The sequence below is a fragment of the Streptomyces sp. NPDC017529 genome (assembly GCF_044329785.1).
Classification (GTDB): Bacteria; Actinomycetota; Actinomycetes; order Streptomycetales; family Streptomycetaceae; genus Streptomyces.
Genome location: NZ_JBIRJY010000007.1, coordinates 11,637 through 27,768, shown reverse-complemented (window position 1 = coordinate 27,768; position 16,132 = coordinate 11,637). Strand labels below are relative to the sequence as shown.

The following is a 16,132-nucleotide window of genomic DNA, read 5'->3' as shown; positions in this document are numbered from 1 at the left end:
GAGGGTGCCCCCTGCGGGGCCCCGGCCCCGCCCCCCACCGGCCCAAACGCGCAAAACGCGCGCCAGCGCGCACCGCGCGCACGGAACTACGCCTGCGAAGCAGGCTCCGCGTTGCCTACCCCCGCCAATACCTCCAGTATCTGCTCCCCGTACTTGACCAGCTTGTTCTCGCCTACGCCGCTCACCGCGCCCAGTTCCGTCACGCTCGTCGGCCGTACCGTCGCGATTTCGCGCAACGTCGCGTCGTGGAAGACCACGTACGCCGGCACCCCCTGTTCCTTGGCCGTGCGTCCCCGCCAGGCCCGCAGTTCCTCGAAGACCGGCAGGGCCTCCTCCGGCAGGTCCACCGGCGCCGCCCGACGCCCCTTCGCGCCGCCCGCACCCGCGGCCTTGGCCGCCTTCGTCTTCTCCGGCTCGCGGCGCATCAGGACCTCGCGCTGCCCCCGCAGCACCTCGCCGCTCTCCTCGGTGAGCACCAGCGTGCCGTAGTCGCCCTCCACTGCCAGCAGTCCTTGCGCGAGCAACTGCCTTACGACGCCCCGCCACTCGGCCTCCCGCAGGTCCTCGCCGATCCCGAAGACGCTCAGCCCGTCGTGGTCGAACTGGATGACCTTCGCGGTCTTGCGGCCCATCAGGATGTCGATGATCTGGCCCGCGCCGAACTTCTGCCCGCGCTCCCGCTGCAACCGCACCACCGTGGAGAGCAGTTTCTGCGCGGCGACCGTGCCGTCCCACGTCTGCGGCGGTGCCAGGCACGTGTCGCAGTTGCCGCACGGGCCGCTCTGCTGCCCGAAGTAGGCGAGCAGCCGCACCCGCCGGCACTCCACCGTCTCGCACAGCGCGAGCATCGCGTCGAGGTGCGCCGACAGGCGCCGCCGGTGGGCGTCGTCCCCTTCCGAGCCGTCGATCATCTTGCGCTGCTGGACGACGTCCTGCAGCCCGTAGGCCAGCCATGCCGTGGACGGCTGGCCGTCCCGCCCGGCGCGGCCGGTTTCCTGGTAGTACCCCTCCACCGACTTCGGCAGGTCGAGGTGGGCCACGAACCGTACGTCCGGCTTGTCGATGCCCATGCCGAACGCGATGGTGGCGACGACCACCACCCCGTCCTCCCGCAGGAAGCGCGCCTGGTGGTCCGCGCGCGTCCGCGCGTCCAGCCCGGCGTGGTAGGGGAGGGCCGTGATTCCGTTCTGTGCCAGGAACTCGGCGGTCTTCTCCACCGACGCCCGCGAAAGGCAGTAGACGATTCCCGCGTCACCGGCGTGCTCGTCGCGCAGCAATTGCAGCAGTTGCTTCTTCGGGTCGCTCTTCCCGGCGATCCGGTACTGAATGTTGGGCCGGTCGAAGCTGGCCACGAAATGCCGGGCCTCCTCCATGCCCAGCCGCGTGGTGATCTCGCGGTGCGTGGTTTCCGTGGCCGTCGCCGTCAGGGCCATCCGGGGCACCTCGGGCCACCGCTCCCGCAGCATGGACAGGGCGAGGTAGTCGGGCCGGAAGTCGTGTCCCCACTGCGCGACGCAGTGCGCCTCGTCGATCGCGAAGAGCGAGACCTTGCCCCGGTCCAGCAGGCTCAGCGTCTGGTCGACCCGCAGCCGCTCCGGTGCCAGGTAGAGCAGGTCCAGCTCTCCCGAGAGGAACTCGGCCTCCACCAGCCGCCGCTCCTCCATGTCCTGGGTGGAGTTGAGGAACCCGGCCCGGACCCCCAGCGCCCGCAGCGCGTCGACCTGATCCTGCATCAACGCGATCAGCGGCGAGACCACCACGCCGACCCCGGGCCGCACCAGGGCCGGGATCTGGTAGCAGAGGGACTTTCCGCCGCCGGTCGGCATCAGTACGACCGCGTCGCCGCCCGTTATGACGTGGTCGATGATCGCCTGCTGTTCCCCGCGGAACGCGTCGTACCCGAATACCCGCCGCAGCACGCCCAGCGCGCCACTGGCGTCGTCCGCTGTTTCCCCGGCCCCGGAACCCATCTCCACCTCGCTCATACCAGCAGCGTACGAGCTATCACCGGCACCGCGCTCAAGCCTGTGGATAACCCCGCGCCGGGCCGGCCTTCTCTGCTACCCCCATACAACGAAAACGCCTCCCCAGCGGTCTCATCAGGCGGCGGAGAACACCGGAAAACGCCTCCGTGAACCTCGTCACGCATCGCGTCACGTACCGCTCCGCCGAGACCCTTCAAGGGACGGAGACCCACCCATGCGCCCCATCACCGCGAGCTTGGTCCTCACCGCCGCCGCCCTCATGACCGCCGTCCCCACGGCCTCGGCGACGGCTCCCGCCACCCCTCGCTGCGCCGAGTCCGCTCTGACGACCAAGGCGTCCGTACTCGCCCCCTCCCGCCCCGACGTACTCCGCCTCTCCACCACCAACCACACCTCCACCCCCTGCTTCATCGACCGCGTCCCCACCGTGACCTTCGGCGACCTGGACGGCGCCGCGCAGCCCGATCCGCCCACCGAGAGCGCCCCCTACCGCCTGGCCCCGGGAGCCACCGCGTACGCGACCGTGCGTACCGTCACCGGCCGCCCCGCTCCCGCCGCCCGCACCGTCGGCTACGTCACCGTCGCCGCCGACCCCTCCCACCACGGCCACCGCTTCGACGCCGCCGCCCTGGGCGCCCCGCCCACCGGCCTCCGCGTGTGGTCACCGACCACGTCATGGTGGCGCCCCACCCCCGCCTGACCTCTTGGCCCGGCACCCGCCCCCGGCCCCGAAGTGGCTCTGAACGGGGGCGGGTTACGGCGAAGTACCCGCCCCCGCCGCCGGCATCCACCAAAGTGAGCGCATGAGTCTCACCACCGCCGGCGAGCCGCCGGGGCCCGTGCGCTTCTTCCTGCTGTGCGACCGCCAGGGCTGCGGCGCGCGTGCCGTCCTCGACATGGTCGTCCCCGATCCGCCGCCGGACATCGGGAAGGACCTCTTCGGTCACCTCCTCCACAGCGCCAACACGGCTGCTCCACACATTGCCGACATGGGCTGGACGTACTACCAGGGCGACGGCTACTGGTGCCCGCGCTGTTCGACCCCGCGCTCGCACCGTCCTCGCCGAGGTCGCACCCGCTCTTCGTGACCCGTGGCCGCCCATCTCCTCGAACAGGTGTGACTGGCTGGTAGCACTCCGTAAGTTTTTGCCTTCTTTCATTGCACGACTGAGCAGTCTTGAACGCTATTGCGGTCAGAGAGCCCGTACCGGCTCTCCGGTGCCGGACGACGAGCAGGCACCGTCCATCCCGACCGGAGGACCGAGGGTTCCGTGAACCTTGATCTCGTACGTGACTGGGCCGTGGCCGCCGTCGCGGCCCGTGTATTCAGCGCCGACATACGGATGCTGCTGCGCCGCCTCGCCGCCGCCCAGGTGCTGGCCGGCGTCTCCGAACTCACGCGTAACGGCGCCGCTGCCCGCACCCGCGCCTGCCCCCACCCCGCGCGCGACTACGGCTCCGCCCACGGCTCGCAGCGCGACCTCGACACTCAGGAGGGCGAGCGCTGATGCCCGAGCACAAGCCGACGCAAGCCACCCCCGTCACCGCACCGGCCGCTTCCCCCTTCGGCCTGCCCGTCGACTTCCGCGCCTTCCACCAGCTCTACCGCGCCGGCTACATCCGGTACGCCGAACTCCACCTGAAGTCGCGTGCGGACGCCGAAGAAGCCGTTGACCTCGCCTTCGAGCAGCTCATGCTCTGCTGGCAGACCGTTCTACGGCAGCCGGTTCCCGAGGCGTACGCCTGGCGCGTGGTGAAGAACCGCACCATCGACCACGCCAGGGCCCGTGGCCGGCGGCCGGTCGTCGTCGACGTAGCCGCCTTCGAGACTCACTCACTGCGCCACTCGATCGACCCCATAGGCGAGTTGGAGGACTCCCTCACCCTCTACCAGGCCTTCGGCGAGCTGCCCGACCGCCAGCGCGACGTCATGCTGCTGCGCTACGCACTCGGGTACGAGACCAAGGAGACGGCGCGCCTCATGGGCATCACCGAGGCCGGGGTCCGCTCGACCACCCGCCACGCACGCCGCCGACTGCGCCAGGCGTTCGGCCTGGAGGAAGGGGAAGACGATGCCCGCCTCACGGACTGACCTCGACCGGATCCTGGCCAAGGCGCGCCTTGCCACGCCCCCGTACACCCAGCGCGAACTGGACGCCGCAGAGCAGCGCTTGACGGCCCGCGTCACCGGCCGAATGCTCCACGGGGCCCTGAGCTTCGACGCGGCCATCCAGGCCCGCGTGGAAGCCGCCATCGGCCGCGACCGCACCACCAGCGAACGAGGCGAGCCCACCGAACTACGTCAGATGGACGACGCCGCCCAAGACCTCCAGCGCTTGTGCGCCCTCGTGGTCGGTGAGCCCGACGCCCTCCATCAGATGTCCGTCTTCATCGGCGGCCGCGTCCTCGAACCCGTCGGCGCCCGCGTCCTGGCCTGCGTACTCCAGCTGGTGGGGCGCGACGATTCGGCGCGCTTCTGGTGGCAGTACGCCGCCGGCGCAGGCGACACCTCCGCCGCCTACTGCCTCTACCTCCACCACCTCTCCCTGGCCGAGGTCGGCGAGGCCCACTGGTGGCACTCCCACGCCGACCCGGACCGCCCCGCCCGCCCCTCCGCCGACGCCTACGACCTGTTCACCTCCTGGGCCATCGACCTGGAGACGGCCCGGGAACCCGGCACTCCCGCGGCCACCACCGCAGCCGCCGTACTGGGCTACGTCTCCAACGCCATCCAATTCACCGACGACGCCGATCTGGATCTCCCCCTTCCGCCGAGCAACTTCGCCGAACGCATAGAACAACTCACCACTCCCAACCCCGCCTGACATGAAAGGAGAGGGGGCAGGGTTATTGGGGTGAGTAGGGTTTCAGGAGGTACGGTCGGAGAATGGCGGGCGAGGGAATGCAGTTGAATCCGCCGACAGGCGTGCCCGGTCGGTTCGGAAAATGCTTTTCGGTCGGCGTTCCTTGCTTCCAGGGTGCTGCGGAATGGTTGCCGGATTCGTCGGCGAGGCCACCGGTAGTGGCCTTGCCGCCAGGGCCGTACTCGTGATCATCGGCTACACGTCTCTCGTGCTCGCGTCGGTGCCATGGAAGTACGCGAAGCGGCCGCAGGGTGAGCGAAAGATCCTCGAATCCAGGCAGGGTCGCTAATTCGGTCCGTCGGACGTGCCGCTGCTCCGCGTAATTCGGGTCCGTGACGTAATGCTTCTCCGTAGTTTCCATGTGCTCCGGCGGTGCGCTGCCACGCCATGAGCCGCTTCGCAGTGGCGAACGCCTCGTCGCCAGCGCGGAGTGGTACGAGCAAACCGGGCATTACGGCCCATTGGGGTGGCGAACCATAGCGACGTGTGGTGTGTCTGGGATCCACGTGAGCCCCCGTACGGATGTTGCCGGAGCGGTGATCCGCTACTGATGGTGCCAACGGTCCTGCGCCGCCTGCCAGCCCGGCCGGGCGGCGTGGCGGTGTGGAAGATGCCAAAGTGCGGTGGCGGATGAGCCGGTACGTGTGGACGTTGCTGCTCAGCCGGGCAGCGCGGACGCGAACACGGTGAAGCGTCACGAGTGTGTGCTGACCATGGTGCTGACCAGGCCCGCCCCTTCCGTGCAAGATCCTCGCCCGGACCGGCCACTACCCGATCATCGCGACGGGCGTCCTCCGCCCCCGGGGCGGCACCGGGCTCCCGGTGGTCGCTCTCGCCGCGGCCTCCGGGCCCGTGGACCCCACCGCACCTGCGGCTTCTGCGGCGGCGTGCCCTTCGCCGGAAGAGGGCATTACGCAAAACCGTTGGCCGATCAACGTGTCCACCTCGTCACCGAATGGTGCTTGCGTGTCTCTCTGGCGCACCGTTACGATACCGCGGCAGAAGCGGGGGGAATTTCTTCAGCGTGTCGATCGAGGTTAAACGAGAATCGCTGCATCCAGGTTGCAGTGATCCCTCTCGGCCGTTGGTTGATTCACTTATTCTCGCCTGGCTCTCGGCGGCAGCGCCGAGGCCGGGTATCTCATGACGGGGATCCTCGGAAGATGGAGTGCGTCCATGCAGCCAAAAGAATACTTACTCCTGCTCGGGGCTGACCAGTATCTTCGCGAACGGGTCTTCTCGGGAGCGAAACAGGCTACCGATCTCCCCGTCTGGGCAGCCACGGAAGATGCCGTACGCAAACTGAACCGCACGTTCGACAACATGCTGTCGGCCGACCCCAAGGATCCGGAATCCCTGCTGAATGCCATCCGGGCCTATTCCGCCCGGGGCTGGCATCCCAGAATCGTCGTTCCGCTCAACGACTGGACGGTGGATTCGGCGAACACCGTGAACCGCGTCCTGGGACTGGGCGGATTGGACGCCGCGACGGTGACCAAGGCCCGGAACAAACACGCCATGAAGCAGGCCTTTCTGGCCGCCGGCGTACAGACTCCCCGGTCCCACCTGGTGCAATCCGAGGAGGAGTTGCACGCCGCCGTCGAGGCCATCGGACTGCCCGTGATCATCAAGCCGTACGACTTCGGCGGCAGCGGCGGAGTCGTCCTGGCCACCACGCGCGAGGAGGCCGTCGCGGGCCTCGCGGAGTCGAAGGCCGTCGTCGAGCAGTACGAATCAGCGTTCAACATCCTCGGCGACAAGTACCTTGTCGAGCAGTTCGTCGACTCCGAGGACGAGATCTCCGTCGAGGTCCTCTGCGGCGCCGGCCGCGCCGAAGTCCTGGCCGTGACCGAGAAGTACCTCTCCCCGCGCCCCTGGTTCGCCGAGGTCGCGCACCTGGTGCCGAGCCACCGCACCGGCGACCCGGCGGTGGCCGACCTCGCCGTACGGGCCTGTGCCGCGCTGGGCATCGACCGGGGCCTCGCCCATGTGGAGATCAAGTTCGCCGCGGACGGCACCGCGTGGGTGATCGAGGTGGCGGCCCGGCCGGGCGGCGACGGAATCATGGACCAGGTCGAGCGGGCCTACTCGCTCAACCCCTACCGGCTGCACATCGGTTCGTACCTCGGGTCCGACCTCCTCGACGTCGTCGCCGGCGCGGTGCCCGCCAAAACCTCGGCCATCGCGTTCCTCAAGGCCGCGCCCGGACGCATCCAGGACGTCATCGACGGTAAGCCGCTGCCGCCCGAGGTGCGCAGCATCAACATCAGCGCCAAACGCGGTGACGTCTCCCAGGCCGCCAAGAACTGGAGCGCCAGGGAGGGTCTCATCGAACTCGAATGGGACGAGCTGTTCAGCGAGAAGACCTGGTTGCCGGTGACCATGGCGAAGGAACTGTCCGACCAGATCTTCGTGACTGGCGAGACGGTCGAAGAGTGAAGCGGTACACGCTCTACTCCGCTCTCTACCGATTCTTCAACGGAGTAGTGCTGCTGCTCCTGAACTGGCATATCGCCTCCGCGCAAGGAGGAGGCTACGACGCACTCGCCATCTCGACCACGCTGTCCTTCGTACCCGCCATTTTCGTGCCCCTGCTGGTCCGCTTCAGTCCGATCACCGGCGGGGCCAGGATGACCGCCGCGGGACTCGCCGGGGTTTCCCTCACCCTGGTGCTGATCGCGGCCGGTTACGACCACGTGCCGGTGGTGGTCGGCCTGAACTTCGTGCTGTGGCTCTTCTTTTTCTTCCTAGAATCGACCTGGGAAGCGTGGTTCAACGACGAGGCGTCCGGGGTCGACAGCGTCACCCTGCGCAGGCACAGTTCGCTGACCATGACCGTCAACCAGGTCGCGCTCATGGTGGGCCCGCTGTTCGCACCACTGTTCACGCGCGTGATCCCGGCCGAGTGGGTGCTGGTCGCCTGCGCCGCGTTGTTCGCCATCGTCGCGGTCATGAGTCTGGGGTCGCACCGCACGGCGGTTTCCAAGGAGGAGGCACAGACGGAGGACGGCCCGAAGAGCGCGGGCGGCCTCAGCGTCCCGTACGTCCTCGCCTTCATGCTCGTCTGGCCCGTCCTGGGGACGTTCAACTTCATGCTGCCGTTGCAGGCCCTCGCCCACGACGGAAGCATGCTCACGGTCGGAATCCTGGACATGCTGCTCGGCATCGGGATGGCTGTCGCGGGAATCTTCCTGCACCGACTCACGAGCAGCCTGGAAGTGCGTTGGGTGCTGACGGGGGCCGCGGCCGCCGTCGGCGCGGCGATAGCGATCTGGCTCTTCATTCCGGTATTCGGAGTGCCGCAGATGGTCGCCATCTTCGCCCTCGGATGCGCATTCGGCTCCCTGCGGGTGATCCTTCGCGCGGAAGCGGCAACGGATTTCTCGCCGCGACAGGTCGGCGCGATCGTGGCGAACGCGAACGCCTTCTCACTCGTACTGCTGGCCGCGGCCCTGGCCGGCGGGAGGTTCTTCTCCGCCCACATCTGGGTGGCCCCGTTCGTACTGACACTGCTGCTCGTTCTCGCGTTCCACAGAATACGCAAGGCCCAGAGCAGTCGACTCATACTCACCGAGGTGTCCTGATGACAGTACTCACAGATTCCCGAGGCGTTCCGCATCTGGTCGGACGACCGTCGGACATGGCGGGCGTCGAAAGCGCCATCGTCCAATTGGTCGCCATGAAACTGGACCACGAACGATGTCGCCCGTCCGCTCAGCCCGCTCCGCCCGTGGCGCTCAAGCTCATGCTCGCCCTGGACCTGCTGTGTTCCATGGAACGCCCGGCGATCATGGAGGCCGCGGAGATCTGCGCCGCCATCACGAAGACCGAGCCGACCGAGGCGCGGACCAGGGCGATGCTCTCCGCCATCGAATTCTGGACGGCCGGGGACCTGGCCGCCGCCCGTAACGGCTTCCAGGGCATCGTCGACACGTATCCAGGGGATGCCGTGTCGGTCTTCGTCGTGCACATGTTGGACTTCTACATCGGCGACCGGCCGCACATGCTGGCGTCGATAGCCCGGGCCATCGAGTTCTTCGCGGCCGACGACCAGGTCATCGGCTATCTGTACGGCCTGCACGCGTTCTCGCTCGAAGAGAACGGCCTGATCGACGCGGCAATGGAACGCTGCCGGGCCGCACTGGACCTGAACCCCGACGACATCTACGCGATGCACGCGATGGTGCACTGCCTCTACGAGACAGGCCGTCACGAAGAGGGCGCCCGCTACATCCGGGAGTACATGCGCAGCAGGGACGGCTCGACTCCCATGCGCATCCACATCTGGTGGCACTACGCGCTGTTCGAGCTCTACGCGGACAACATCCGGGAAGTGCTGGCGTGTTACCGCATCGGCATTCGCCGGAAGACGTCACCGCGGTCGACCGAGGACCTGGACGCCGTCACGATGCTCTGGCGTCTCGCCCTCATCAAGCCGTCGCTCGACCTCGACGCCTACTGGCGGTCGCTCTTCCAGGACTGGGAGCCCTACCTGGAGGAGAACTGGTACCTCTTCAACGACTTCCACGCGTACATCACCTACTGCCAGGTCGGGGAGTACGGCCGCGCCGACGCCCTTCTGAAAGCGGTCCTGGCGCGCGGCCAGGAAGTACCCGAGGAAATGGTCGACATCTTCCTCGGCTTCCGGTCCTTCACGACCGGTGACTACGCGGATGCCGCGACCCGGCTGGCCCGGTCCTTCCACCACTCGTTCTCGATGGGCGGCAGCAACGCGCAGCGCGACGTCGTGGAACTCACCGGGATCGAGGCCGCCATTCGCGCCCAGAACTACGAACTCGTCCAGCGCATTCGCGAGACCGGCAGAGTCTTCCGTCATCAGAGCCCCGTACTCCAGGAGTACAAGAACCGTCTGGCGGCTCTGCGCACATCCGAAATCCACGCATAGGGGTTACCGAAGTGAGTCTCTACCAAGCAATTCTCGACGAAGCCGCTCCCGAGGGGCTGCGACTGACCACGATCGAACTCGCGGACCGCACCACCGTATGGCAGCTGGACGGTTCGGCCGGCTTCGCCGCAAAGGTGACCCGGGGACGAGCGGCGATCTTCGTATGCGAAAAGGCCGCCGCGCTGACGCTGGACGCGCTAAAAGAGTGTTGCGCGCCCTTCGGGGTGGGCGAAGTGGCCGAGTGCGACGAGTCGCAGTACGTTCTGGCGATCGGGCTTCTCGACGACACCGAGCTCATGGTTCTGGGCGCGGACACGGACGTCACCGTCTCGCCCGTGGAGTTCTCGCCGACCAGCGACGACGTCCGGAGCATCGTCGGTTCGATCGACGACTACTACTTCGGCTACGAGGACCGCTACCGGACCGTGTACGAGAACGGCGCCCACCTGTGGGAGTCGGCGGAGCCGAACGCCTCGCTCCTCCAGATGACCCGGGAGCACCCGGACGTCTTCTCCGGCCGGATCATCGACCTGGGCTGCGGCGAAGGCCGCGACTCCCTGTACCTGCTGTCCCAGGGGCACGACGTCGTCTCGGTCGACGTGTCGCACTCGGCCCTGGACCGCGCCCGCGAGCGCGCCGCCGCCGCGAACCTGGATGCCTCGGGGTTCATGGAGCGGGACATCATCTACCTCCGCGGCTTCGACGAGAGCAGCTTCGACCTCGCCATGAACATGGGCTGCCTCCACATGCTCGTCGACGAGGACCAGCGAGGCCGCCACATCTCCCGCGTCTTCGACATCCTCCGCCCCGGCGGTCACTTCGTCGTGGACCACTGCGCGAGCGAGTGGGGCAAGGGCTTCTTCTCCGTCCCGGACTACGCGGAGGTCGCCGACGACTTCGTCCCCGGCCGCGTGATCTCCAGGAGGATCCGGGCCGAGGACGGCGAGAAGAGCATCGGCCTGGAGGTGCTCCCCTACTCGGAGCGGTCCGGTGACGCCCTGGTCGAAGAGATCAGCCGGCACGGCTTCCGCCTGGTCGACAGCACGTACACCAACACCGAGGCCTTCGGCTCCTCGACGATGCTCCTGTTTCGCAAGCCCTGACCGTCCACACAGCCGACTGCGGTGGTTCCCCGGCCCCGGGGAACCGCCGCTCCCGTACCACCGGCCTGAGATCCTGCCCCTCATGAGCACACCACCAGAGGGCTTGCCCGTCTACCGAGTCATGACCGGCCCGGACGACGCCGCATTCTGCCAACGCGTGAGCGAAGCGCTCGAACTCGGCTACGAACTCCACGAAGGCCCCGCCATCACCCACAACGGCAAAACCATCGTCATCGCCCAGGCACTGGTATGGCGGGGACGGCGATAGCGGCGGACGGCATGCCACTTCCCCCTCCTCATCGCGTCGCAGGTCGCTGTTGTATTTTGCTGCCCTGCCAGCACGTCTGAGGGGGCCCGCGATGGACGAGCGCATTTCCGCGCTGATGGAAACCATGAAGTCGTTACAAGCCGACACCATGGTCCGCGCTGTACGGCAGGCTGTTGAGGCCGATCCCGGAATCTCGGGCCGCGAGGTCCTCGTTCTGCTTGAGGGACTGGCCAGTGAGAGCCAGCGGCGCGCGACCCAGGCGAGGGCGGACAGCGAGCCTGATCGAGACGTCTGCGCCAAGTGCGGGCAGCCCGTCGAGACCGACTCCAGTGACAGGGAGCGCTGGGTGCACAGCTCCGATCGCAGCCGTGGCTGTCGGGCGGCTACGTTCGACCCGGACAGCGGCTGGAACGACGACATCCCGAAGTCTTGGTTGGCCGTCCCCCGCCGGCACCGGTCCTGACACCCGGTAGAGGACACGCCGCGCGAAACCCAGAGACCCCGGACCAAGATCGGTCCGGGGTCTTCGCGCTGGTGCCCCCGGCAGGATTCGAACCTGCGACACCCGCTTTAGGAGAGCGGTGCTCTATCCCCTGAGCTACGGAGGCGGGGCCTTGGGTGAGACGTGGGGAACACTCTCGGTGAGGGTTCGTGCACGTTTCGGGCAAGGTGGGGACCGCCGCTGGCGGCGGTCTCAGACAGGGTAGCGGATCGGGGTGGGGTGGTGGGGGTGTGGTGGGGGCTCGGGTCGGTTGTGATCGTCAGAAAAGAGAAGAGTGGTGGGCGTGGGCGTTGTGAGGGGTGGGGTCGCCTATGCGGTCTATTTCGGGGGTCAGCGTGACGCCTGTGTGGGTCTGGACCTGTTGGAGTACGACGTCGATCGCCTTGGCGAAGGTGGTGGCGGTGGCGTCGGTGCCCTCGTCGGCGACCAGGGTGTAGTGCTGTGAGGAGATGCGTACGCCGGTGGTGACGGGGGAGCGGAGGGCGAAGCCGGAGCGTTTTATCAGCCAGCTTGCGCTCACTCTGGTGGAGCCGTCGGGGAAGCGGTGTACCGGGGCGTTGTGGGCGCGCAGGTCGGCCGCTTGGGTGGGGGTGATCTCCGGGCTGAGGAAGACGCTGCCGACGGACCGGTGGTCGATTCCGCTGGTGTCCAGCACCATGCCCTTCGTGTGCCGTACGGCGCGGACCGCCTGGGCCGCCTCGGCTGCCGGGACCCTGGTGCCGACGGGGACGCCGAGTTCGTCGGCGACCGTACGGTAGGTGACCGGGGCGCTCAGTTCGGCCCGGTGGAGGGCGAAGACCAGGGTGAGGACGGTCCAGCGCCGGGTCCGTTTGAAGACGCTGGTGCGGTGGCCCAGGCCGCACGCGGCGGCGTCCATGACGGTGCGGCGGCGCAGCTTCCAGTCCCAGACGGTGACTTCGACGAGGGTGTCGGAGATTTCCTGGCCGTAGGCGCCGACGTTCTGGACGGGGGTGGCGCCGGTGGTGCCGGGGATGCCCGCCAGCATTTCCATCCCGGTCAGGCCGGCGGCGATGGTGGTGTCGACCAGGTCGGCGAGGGAGTGCCCGGCTTGGACCTCCACGCGTATCCGGCCGTCGGCGGTCTCTCCCGCGATCCTGATGCCCTGGGTGGCCATGCGCAGTACGGCGGAGGAGCAGCCGGAGTCGTCGGCCAGTACGTTGCTGCCGGCGCCGAGGGGGACCGGGGCGCCGGGGTACGCCTCGGCGAAGGCGACGAATTCGGGGAAGTCCTCCAGGTCGTGCAGTTCTGCGACGGCGGCTGCCGCGCCTCCGAGGCCCAGTGTCGTCAGTGGGGCGAGCGGGGCAGTGTGCGTGACGCGCATGTGTGTTTCTGGTTCCCTTTCGAACAGAGCCGGGCGCGTTGTGGTGCCGGGCTGACGCCGGGCATGCGTCAGGGGACGGAGCAGCAGCCCAGGAGGTCGTCGGCGCGCTGTAGGACCTGGCGTATCTCCGCGCTGTCGTAGCGTGCGAACAGCCGGCGCAGCGTCGAGAGCCGTACCTGGGCGCGTAGCGAGGTGACTTCCTCGGCCAGGGACAGCGCGTGGGTGGCCGCGGCGGTCGCGCCGTCGAGGTCGCGGAGCTTGAGGCGGGCCTCGGCCAGTGAGGTGAAGTGCAGCAGCGTGTTGCGCGGCTGGGAGGTGCCGAGCAGGTCGATGCCGCGGGCGAGTTCCCGCTCGGCGCGCTTGGGGCGGCCCAGCTCCAGCCACGCCCGTCCGGCGTCGGCCACCATGACGGCGGGGGTCAGCCAGTACGCCCAGGGGCTGTCGAGCGACGACGGGTCCGATTCGCTGAGGTCGGCCGCCTCGTCCAGGGCCCGGTGGCAGGCCGCCTCGTCGCGCAGGCAGGCGTGCGCCCTGGCCTGCCGGGTGGCCAGGAGCGCCTCGACGATGCCGGTCTCGTGGCCGGCGCCCCTGCGGGCGATGCCGATCAGGCGCAGGGCTTCCATTCCCCGGCCGTCCCAGGCGGCCCGGTAGCTCATGCAGGAGATGATGTACGCGGCCAGGGAGCGGTCGTTGGCCAACCGCGCGGCCCGCAGCCCTTCCACGAAGCAGGACCGGCTGGGCCTGACCATGCCCATGTCGGCGGCCAGCCAGCCGATGAACTGGCACAGTTCGGCGATGACGCGGTGCAGTTGGGCGCCGGTGGGCGCGTCGTAGGAGTGCTTGGTGACCAGTTTGCGTACCCACCGCAGGTCCTGGCTCGCCCAGTCCATGGCCAGGGGGGTCCCCGAGCTGTCGTCCAGCTCGCGCAGCTGCCGGACGCGGGCGAACAGCATCTCCACCGCGGCGGGGTTGACCTCTTCGCCGCGCTGCTGGGAGGGCGGTTCCTGCTCGTCGGCCAGCATCCAGTCCAACGCGGCGGCGACCGGGTCGGGGTCGGCCGCCGGGGTGCCGGGCGCTTCCGCTTCGGCGGGGGTGGCGGCGGCCAGCGCCGGGTGCGGGGTGCTGGAGAAGTGCTGGGGCCACAGCGCCTCGACCGTGACGGCCTCGCCGAGCCGTTCGGAGACGATCTGCGCGACGAGGTAGGGGAGCTGGCGCCGTGGCCGTGCGCCTTTCAGCCAGTTGTAGGGGGCTTTGCTGCTGATGGTTCCGCTGCCGCAGTGTTTGTTGATCTCACGGGCCAGCCGCTCCGGCGACCACTCCAACCGCGCCAGACAAGAGGTCAGTAGCGACGTCTCGTTCAGCAAGGGTCGGTCGCGATCTCTTCGGCAGGCGGTGTCGGTGCCTGCGGTTGAGCGGGTGGGAACGCTTCCGGGAGGCTCGGGTGCCGGCTGCGGACAGCTGGCTGATGTGCCCGGCAGTGAGTGGAACTGCCCCCTGAGCGCCCGGTGTTGTCCGTCAACGCTTGTCCCTCCCCCGTTCTCGCCGACGCCCCCGCCAACGCAGGCTCCGCCAGTGGGCATTCCCGTTTTCGGCCTGTCGATGCTGTGATGGTTGACACGTGGGGTGTACACGGTGTGCGGGTGCGCCGACGGCGCTGGGCGCGGCCAGTGGGGTGACGGCGGTGGGGGTGCCGGGCGTGCGCGGCGGGGCGCCGTCCTGGCGCGGACGCAGAACCCGCCAGTACAGCAGTACGCCCACGGCCAGGACCAGCGCCGCGACGAGGAACGGCACATGGAACGTGCCGCTCACCTCGGCCAGCCAGCCGGTCAGCGCCACGCCGCCCGCCGTGACCGCCGTGTTGGCGAAGTTCATCAGGCCGCTGGCCGCCCCCACCGTTCCGGCCGGCGCGAGCAGACCGGGCAGGCTCCAGGCGACCGGCGCGGCGATGGCCAGGCCCGCCAGGGAGACGGACATCCAGCACACCGCGAGGGCGGGTGAGCGCACCGTGCCGGCGGCGCCGACCGTCGCGCCGAGCGCCATGCCGCAGACGAGTACGGACCTGCGTACCGACATCGGGTCGCGCCCCATGCGGACCAGCTTGTCGACCACCCAGCCGCCGACGAGGAGTTCGGCGGCCGTCGCCACGCCCCACGGGATCATCGAGTAGGCGCCGGAGCTGAGCAGCCGCAGGTGGAACTCCCGCTGGAAGAACTCGGGCATCCAGGTGAGGACCACGTTGATCGTGTAGCCGTAGCAGGCGAAGCCGAGCGCCATCAGCCAGCTCGTACGGGAACGCAGCACCGCGCGGAGCTGACCGGCCCGCCACCGGTCCGTGTCGCGCGCCCCGCCGTCGAGGATGAACGCCTTCTCGGAGGCGCTGAGCAGGGGGTGGGCGGACGGGTCCCGGTAGCCCCACCACCACACCGCGGTGAACACCACGCTGGCCAGCGTGGTGAACAGGAATCCGGCCCGCCAGCCCCAGGTGCTCATCACGAAGGCGAGGACGGGAAACGCGACCATGTTGGCAAGTTTGGTGGCCCCGTCGAACAGCGCGGTCGCCCTGCCGCGTTCGCCGAGCGGAAACCACGCCGCGGTCGCCTTGGAGGCTCCGACCATGGACGGCCCCTCGGACACGCCGAGCAGCAGCCGCGCCGCGATGATGCCGCCGACGCCGCTGGCCACCGCGGTGAGCAGGCTGGCGGCGGCCCATAAGAGAGAGGCGATCCGGGTCAGCCAGGCCACCCCGATCCTGTCGACCAGTACGCCGGCGGGCAGCTGCACCAGGCAGTACGACCAGGTGAACGCGGACAGGACGACGCCGAGCTGACCGAGGCCGAGGCCGAACTCCCCGGCCAGGGACGAACTGGCCACCGACAGCGCCGTCCGGTCAAGAAAGTTGACGACGATGCCTCCCGCCAGCAGCCCGCCGATGGCCCAGCGGGCGCGTCCAGGTGAGGTCACGGATCCACCTTTCGTGTAGCGGCCGAGCGGACGCGTCCGGCGGCCTTCCCGGCTCCGGGACATGGCTCCCGGAGCGCCGCGCGGGTCACCGTGGCCGATCGGGAACTGACCAGACTGACCAAGCTGACCCACGCCATCGCTTTGCACGAGATCACATGTGCGATGGAGTGGAAAGCGACGGCACAGCGCGTGGAAGGGGGG

At 68.8% G+C, this 16,132-nt stretch carries 15 protein-coding genes and 1 tRNA gene; 11 read left to right on the top strand and 5 right to left on the bottom strand.

The annotated features are described in order from the left end of the window. Positions 1–86: 86 nt before the first annotated feature. Positions 87–1,985: a DNA helicase RecQ gene (gene recQ, locus ACH4K4_RS19670; protein WP_398168768.1), complete on the bottom strand. Its 1,899-nt coding sequence runs from the start codon at positions 1,983–1,985 to the stop codon at positions 87–89. Positions 1,986–2,199: 214 nt separating this feature from the next. On the opposite strand from recQ, the gene ACH4K4_RS19665 reads away from it, so the two are divergent. From ACH4K4_RS19665 to ACH4K4_RS19615, 11 genes are all read left to right on the top strand, one after another. After that, positions 2,200–2,685, top strand: a complete 486-nt coding sequence (locus ACH4K4_RS19665) for a DUF4232 domain-containing protein (protein ID WP_398168767.1) — start codon at positions 2,200–2,202, stop codon at positions 2,683–2,685. Positions 2,686–2,788: 103 nt separating this feature from the next. Next, the gene (locus ACH4K4_RS19660; RefSeq protein WP_398168765.1) at positions 2,789–3,073 is read left to right on the top strand and encodes a hypothetical protein; all 285 of its coding nucleotides are present in this window, start codon (positions 2,789–2,791) and stop codon (positions 3,071–3,073) included. A 183-nt stretch (positions 3,074–3,256) separates the two neighbouring features. Next, positions 3,257–3,493, top strand: coding sequence for a hypothetical protein (locus ACH4K4_RS19655; RefSeq protein ID WP_398168764.1), 237 nt, complete (start codon positions 3,257–3,259; stop codon positions 3,491–3,493). Continuing rightward, a complete protein-coding gene (locus ACH4K4_RS19650; protein ID WP_398168762.1) occupies positions 3,493–4,077 on the top strand; it encodes an RNA polymerase sigma factor in 585 nt (194 codons plus the stop codon). The genes ACH4K4_RS19655 and ACH4K4_RS19650 overlap by 1 nt, the downstream gene beginning before the upstream one ends. Then, entirely contained in the window at positions 4,058–4,810 is a 753-nt protein-coding gene (locus ACH4K4_RS19645; RefSeq protein ID WP_398168761.1) for a hypothetical protein, read from the top strand. The genes ACH4K4_RS19650 and ACH4K4_RS19645 overlap by 20 nt, the downstream gene beginning before the upstream one ends. A gap of 1,362 nt (positions 4,811–6,172) precedes the next feature. Then, a complete protein-coding gene (locus ACH4K4_RS19640) occupies positions 6,173–7,288 on the top strand; it encodes an acetyl-CoA carboxylase biotin carboxylase subunit family protein (protein ID WP_398168759.1) in 1,116 nt (371 codons plus the stop codon). Then, positions 7,285–8,433, top strand: coding sequence for an MFS transporter (locus ACH4K4_RS19635; RefSeq protein ID WP_398168757.1), 1,149 nt, complete (start codon positions 7,285–7,287; stop codon positions 8,431–8,433). The genes ACH4K4_RS19640 and ACH4K4_RS19635 overlap by 4 nt, the downstream gene beginning before the upstream one ends. Before the next feature lie 56 nt (positions 8,434–8,489). Then, positions 8,490–9,755, top strand: coding sequence for a hypothetical protein (locus ACH4K4_RS19630; RefSeq protein ID WP_398168755.1), 1,266 nt, complete (start codon positions 8,490–8,492; stop codon positions 9,753–9,755). Positions 9,756–9,766: 11 nt separating this feature from the next. Next, complete coding sequence (locus ACH4K4_RS19625) at positions 9,767–10,858, top strand: class I SAM-dependent methyltransferase (RefSeq protein ID WP_398168753.1); 1,092 nt, start codon at positions 9,767–9,769, stop codon at positions 10,856–10,858. A gap of 82 nt (positions 10,859–10,940) precedes the next feature. Continuing rightward, the gene (locus tag ACH4K4_RS19620; protein WP_398168751.1) at positions 10,941–11,126 is read left to right on the top strand and encodes a DUF1737 domain-containing protein; all 186 of its coding nucleotides are present in this window, start codon (positions 10,941–10,943) and stop codon (positions 11,124–11,126) included. A 91-nt stretch (positions 11,127–11,217) separates the two neighbouring features. After that, positions 11,218–11,589, top strand: coding sequence for a hypothetical protein (locus ACH4K4_RS19615; protein ID WP_398168749.1), 372 nt, complete (start codon positions 11,218–11,220; stop codon positions 11,587–11,589). Between the two features lie 69 nt (positions 11,590–11,658). Here ACH4K4_RS19615 and ACH4K4_RS19610 read toward each other — a convergent pair. The 4 genes from ACH4K4_RS19610 to ACH4K4_RS19595 all read right to left on the bottom strand — a co-directional run bounded on the left by ACH4K4_RS19610 (position 11,659) and on the right by ACH4K4_RS19595 (position 15,931). Continuing rightward, a tRNA-Arg gene (locus ACH4K4_RS19610) sits at positions 11,659–11,734 on the bottom strand. A 153-nt stretch (positions 11,735–11,887) separates the two neighbouring features. Then, complete coding sequence (locus ACH4K4_RS19605; protein WP_398168747.1) at positions 11,888–12,970, bottom strand: UDP-N-acetylmuramate dehydrogenase; 1,083 nt, start codon at positions 12,968–12,970, stop codon at positions 11,888–11,890. A 68-nt stretch (positions 12,971–13,038) separates the two neighbouring features. After that, entirely contained in the window at positions 13,039–14,334 is a 1,296-nt protein-coding gene (locus ACH4K4_RS19600; RefSeq protein ID WP_398168745.1) for a hypothetical protein, read from the bottom strand. Between the two features lie 151 nt (positions 14,335–14,485). Then, the gene (locus ACH4K4_RS19595; RefSeq protein ID WP_398168743.1) at positions 14,486–15,931 is read right to left on the bottom strand and encodes an MFS transporter; all 1,446 of its coding nucleotides are present in this window, start codon (positions 15,929–15,931) and stop codon (positions 14,486–14,488) included. Between the last annotated feature and the right edge of the window lie 201 nt (positions 15,932–16,132).

What these genes read in the sequence shown, in the direction of transcription:
- ACH4K4_RS19665 (WP_398168767.1), top strand. Translation starts at nt 2,200, where the DNA reads ATGCGCCCCATCACCGCGAGCTTGGTCCTCACCGCCGCCGCCCTCATG.
- ACH4K4_RS19630 (WP_398168755.1), top strand. Translation starts at nt 8,490, where the DNA reads ATGGCGGGCGTCGAAAGCGCCATCGTCCAATTGGTCGCCATGAAACTG.
- ACH4K4_RS19620 (WP_398168751.1), top strand. Translation starts at nt 10,941, where the DNA reads ATGAGCACACCACCAGAGGGCTTGCCCGTCTACCGAGTCATGACCGGC.
- recQ (WP_398168768.1), bottom strand. Translation starts at nt 1,985, where the DNA reads ATGAGCGAGGTGGAGATGGGTTCCGGGGCCGGGGAAACAGCGGACGAC.
- ACH4K4_RS19660 (WP_398168765.1), top strand. Translation starts at nt 2,789, where the DNA reads ATGAGTCTCACCACCGCCGGCGAGCCGCCGGGGCCCGTGCGCTTCTTC.
- ACH4K4_RS19650 (WP_398168762.1), top strand. Translation starts at nt 3,493, where the DNA reads ATGCCCGAGCACAAGCCGACGCAAGCCACCCCCGTCACCGCACCGGCC.
- ACH4K4_RS19615 (WP_398168749.1), top strand. Translation starts at nt 11,218, where the DNA reads ATGGACGAGCGCATTTCCGCGCTGATGGAAACCATGAAGTCGTTACAA.
- ACH4K4_RS19645 (WP_398168761.1), top strand. Translation starts at nt 4,058, where the DNA reads ATGCCCGCCTCACGGACTGACCTCGACCGGATCCTGGCCAAGGCGCGC.
- ACH4K4_RS19605 (WP_398168747.1), bottom strand. Translation starts at nt 12,970, where the DNA reads ATGCGCGTCACGCACACTGCCCCGCTCGCCCCACTGACGACACTGGGC.
- ACH4K4_RS19640 (WP_398168759.1), top strand. Translation starts at nt 6,173, where the DNA reads ATGCTGTCGGCCGACCCCAAGGATCCGGAATCCCTGCTGAATGCCATC.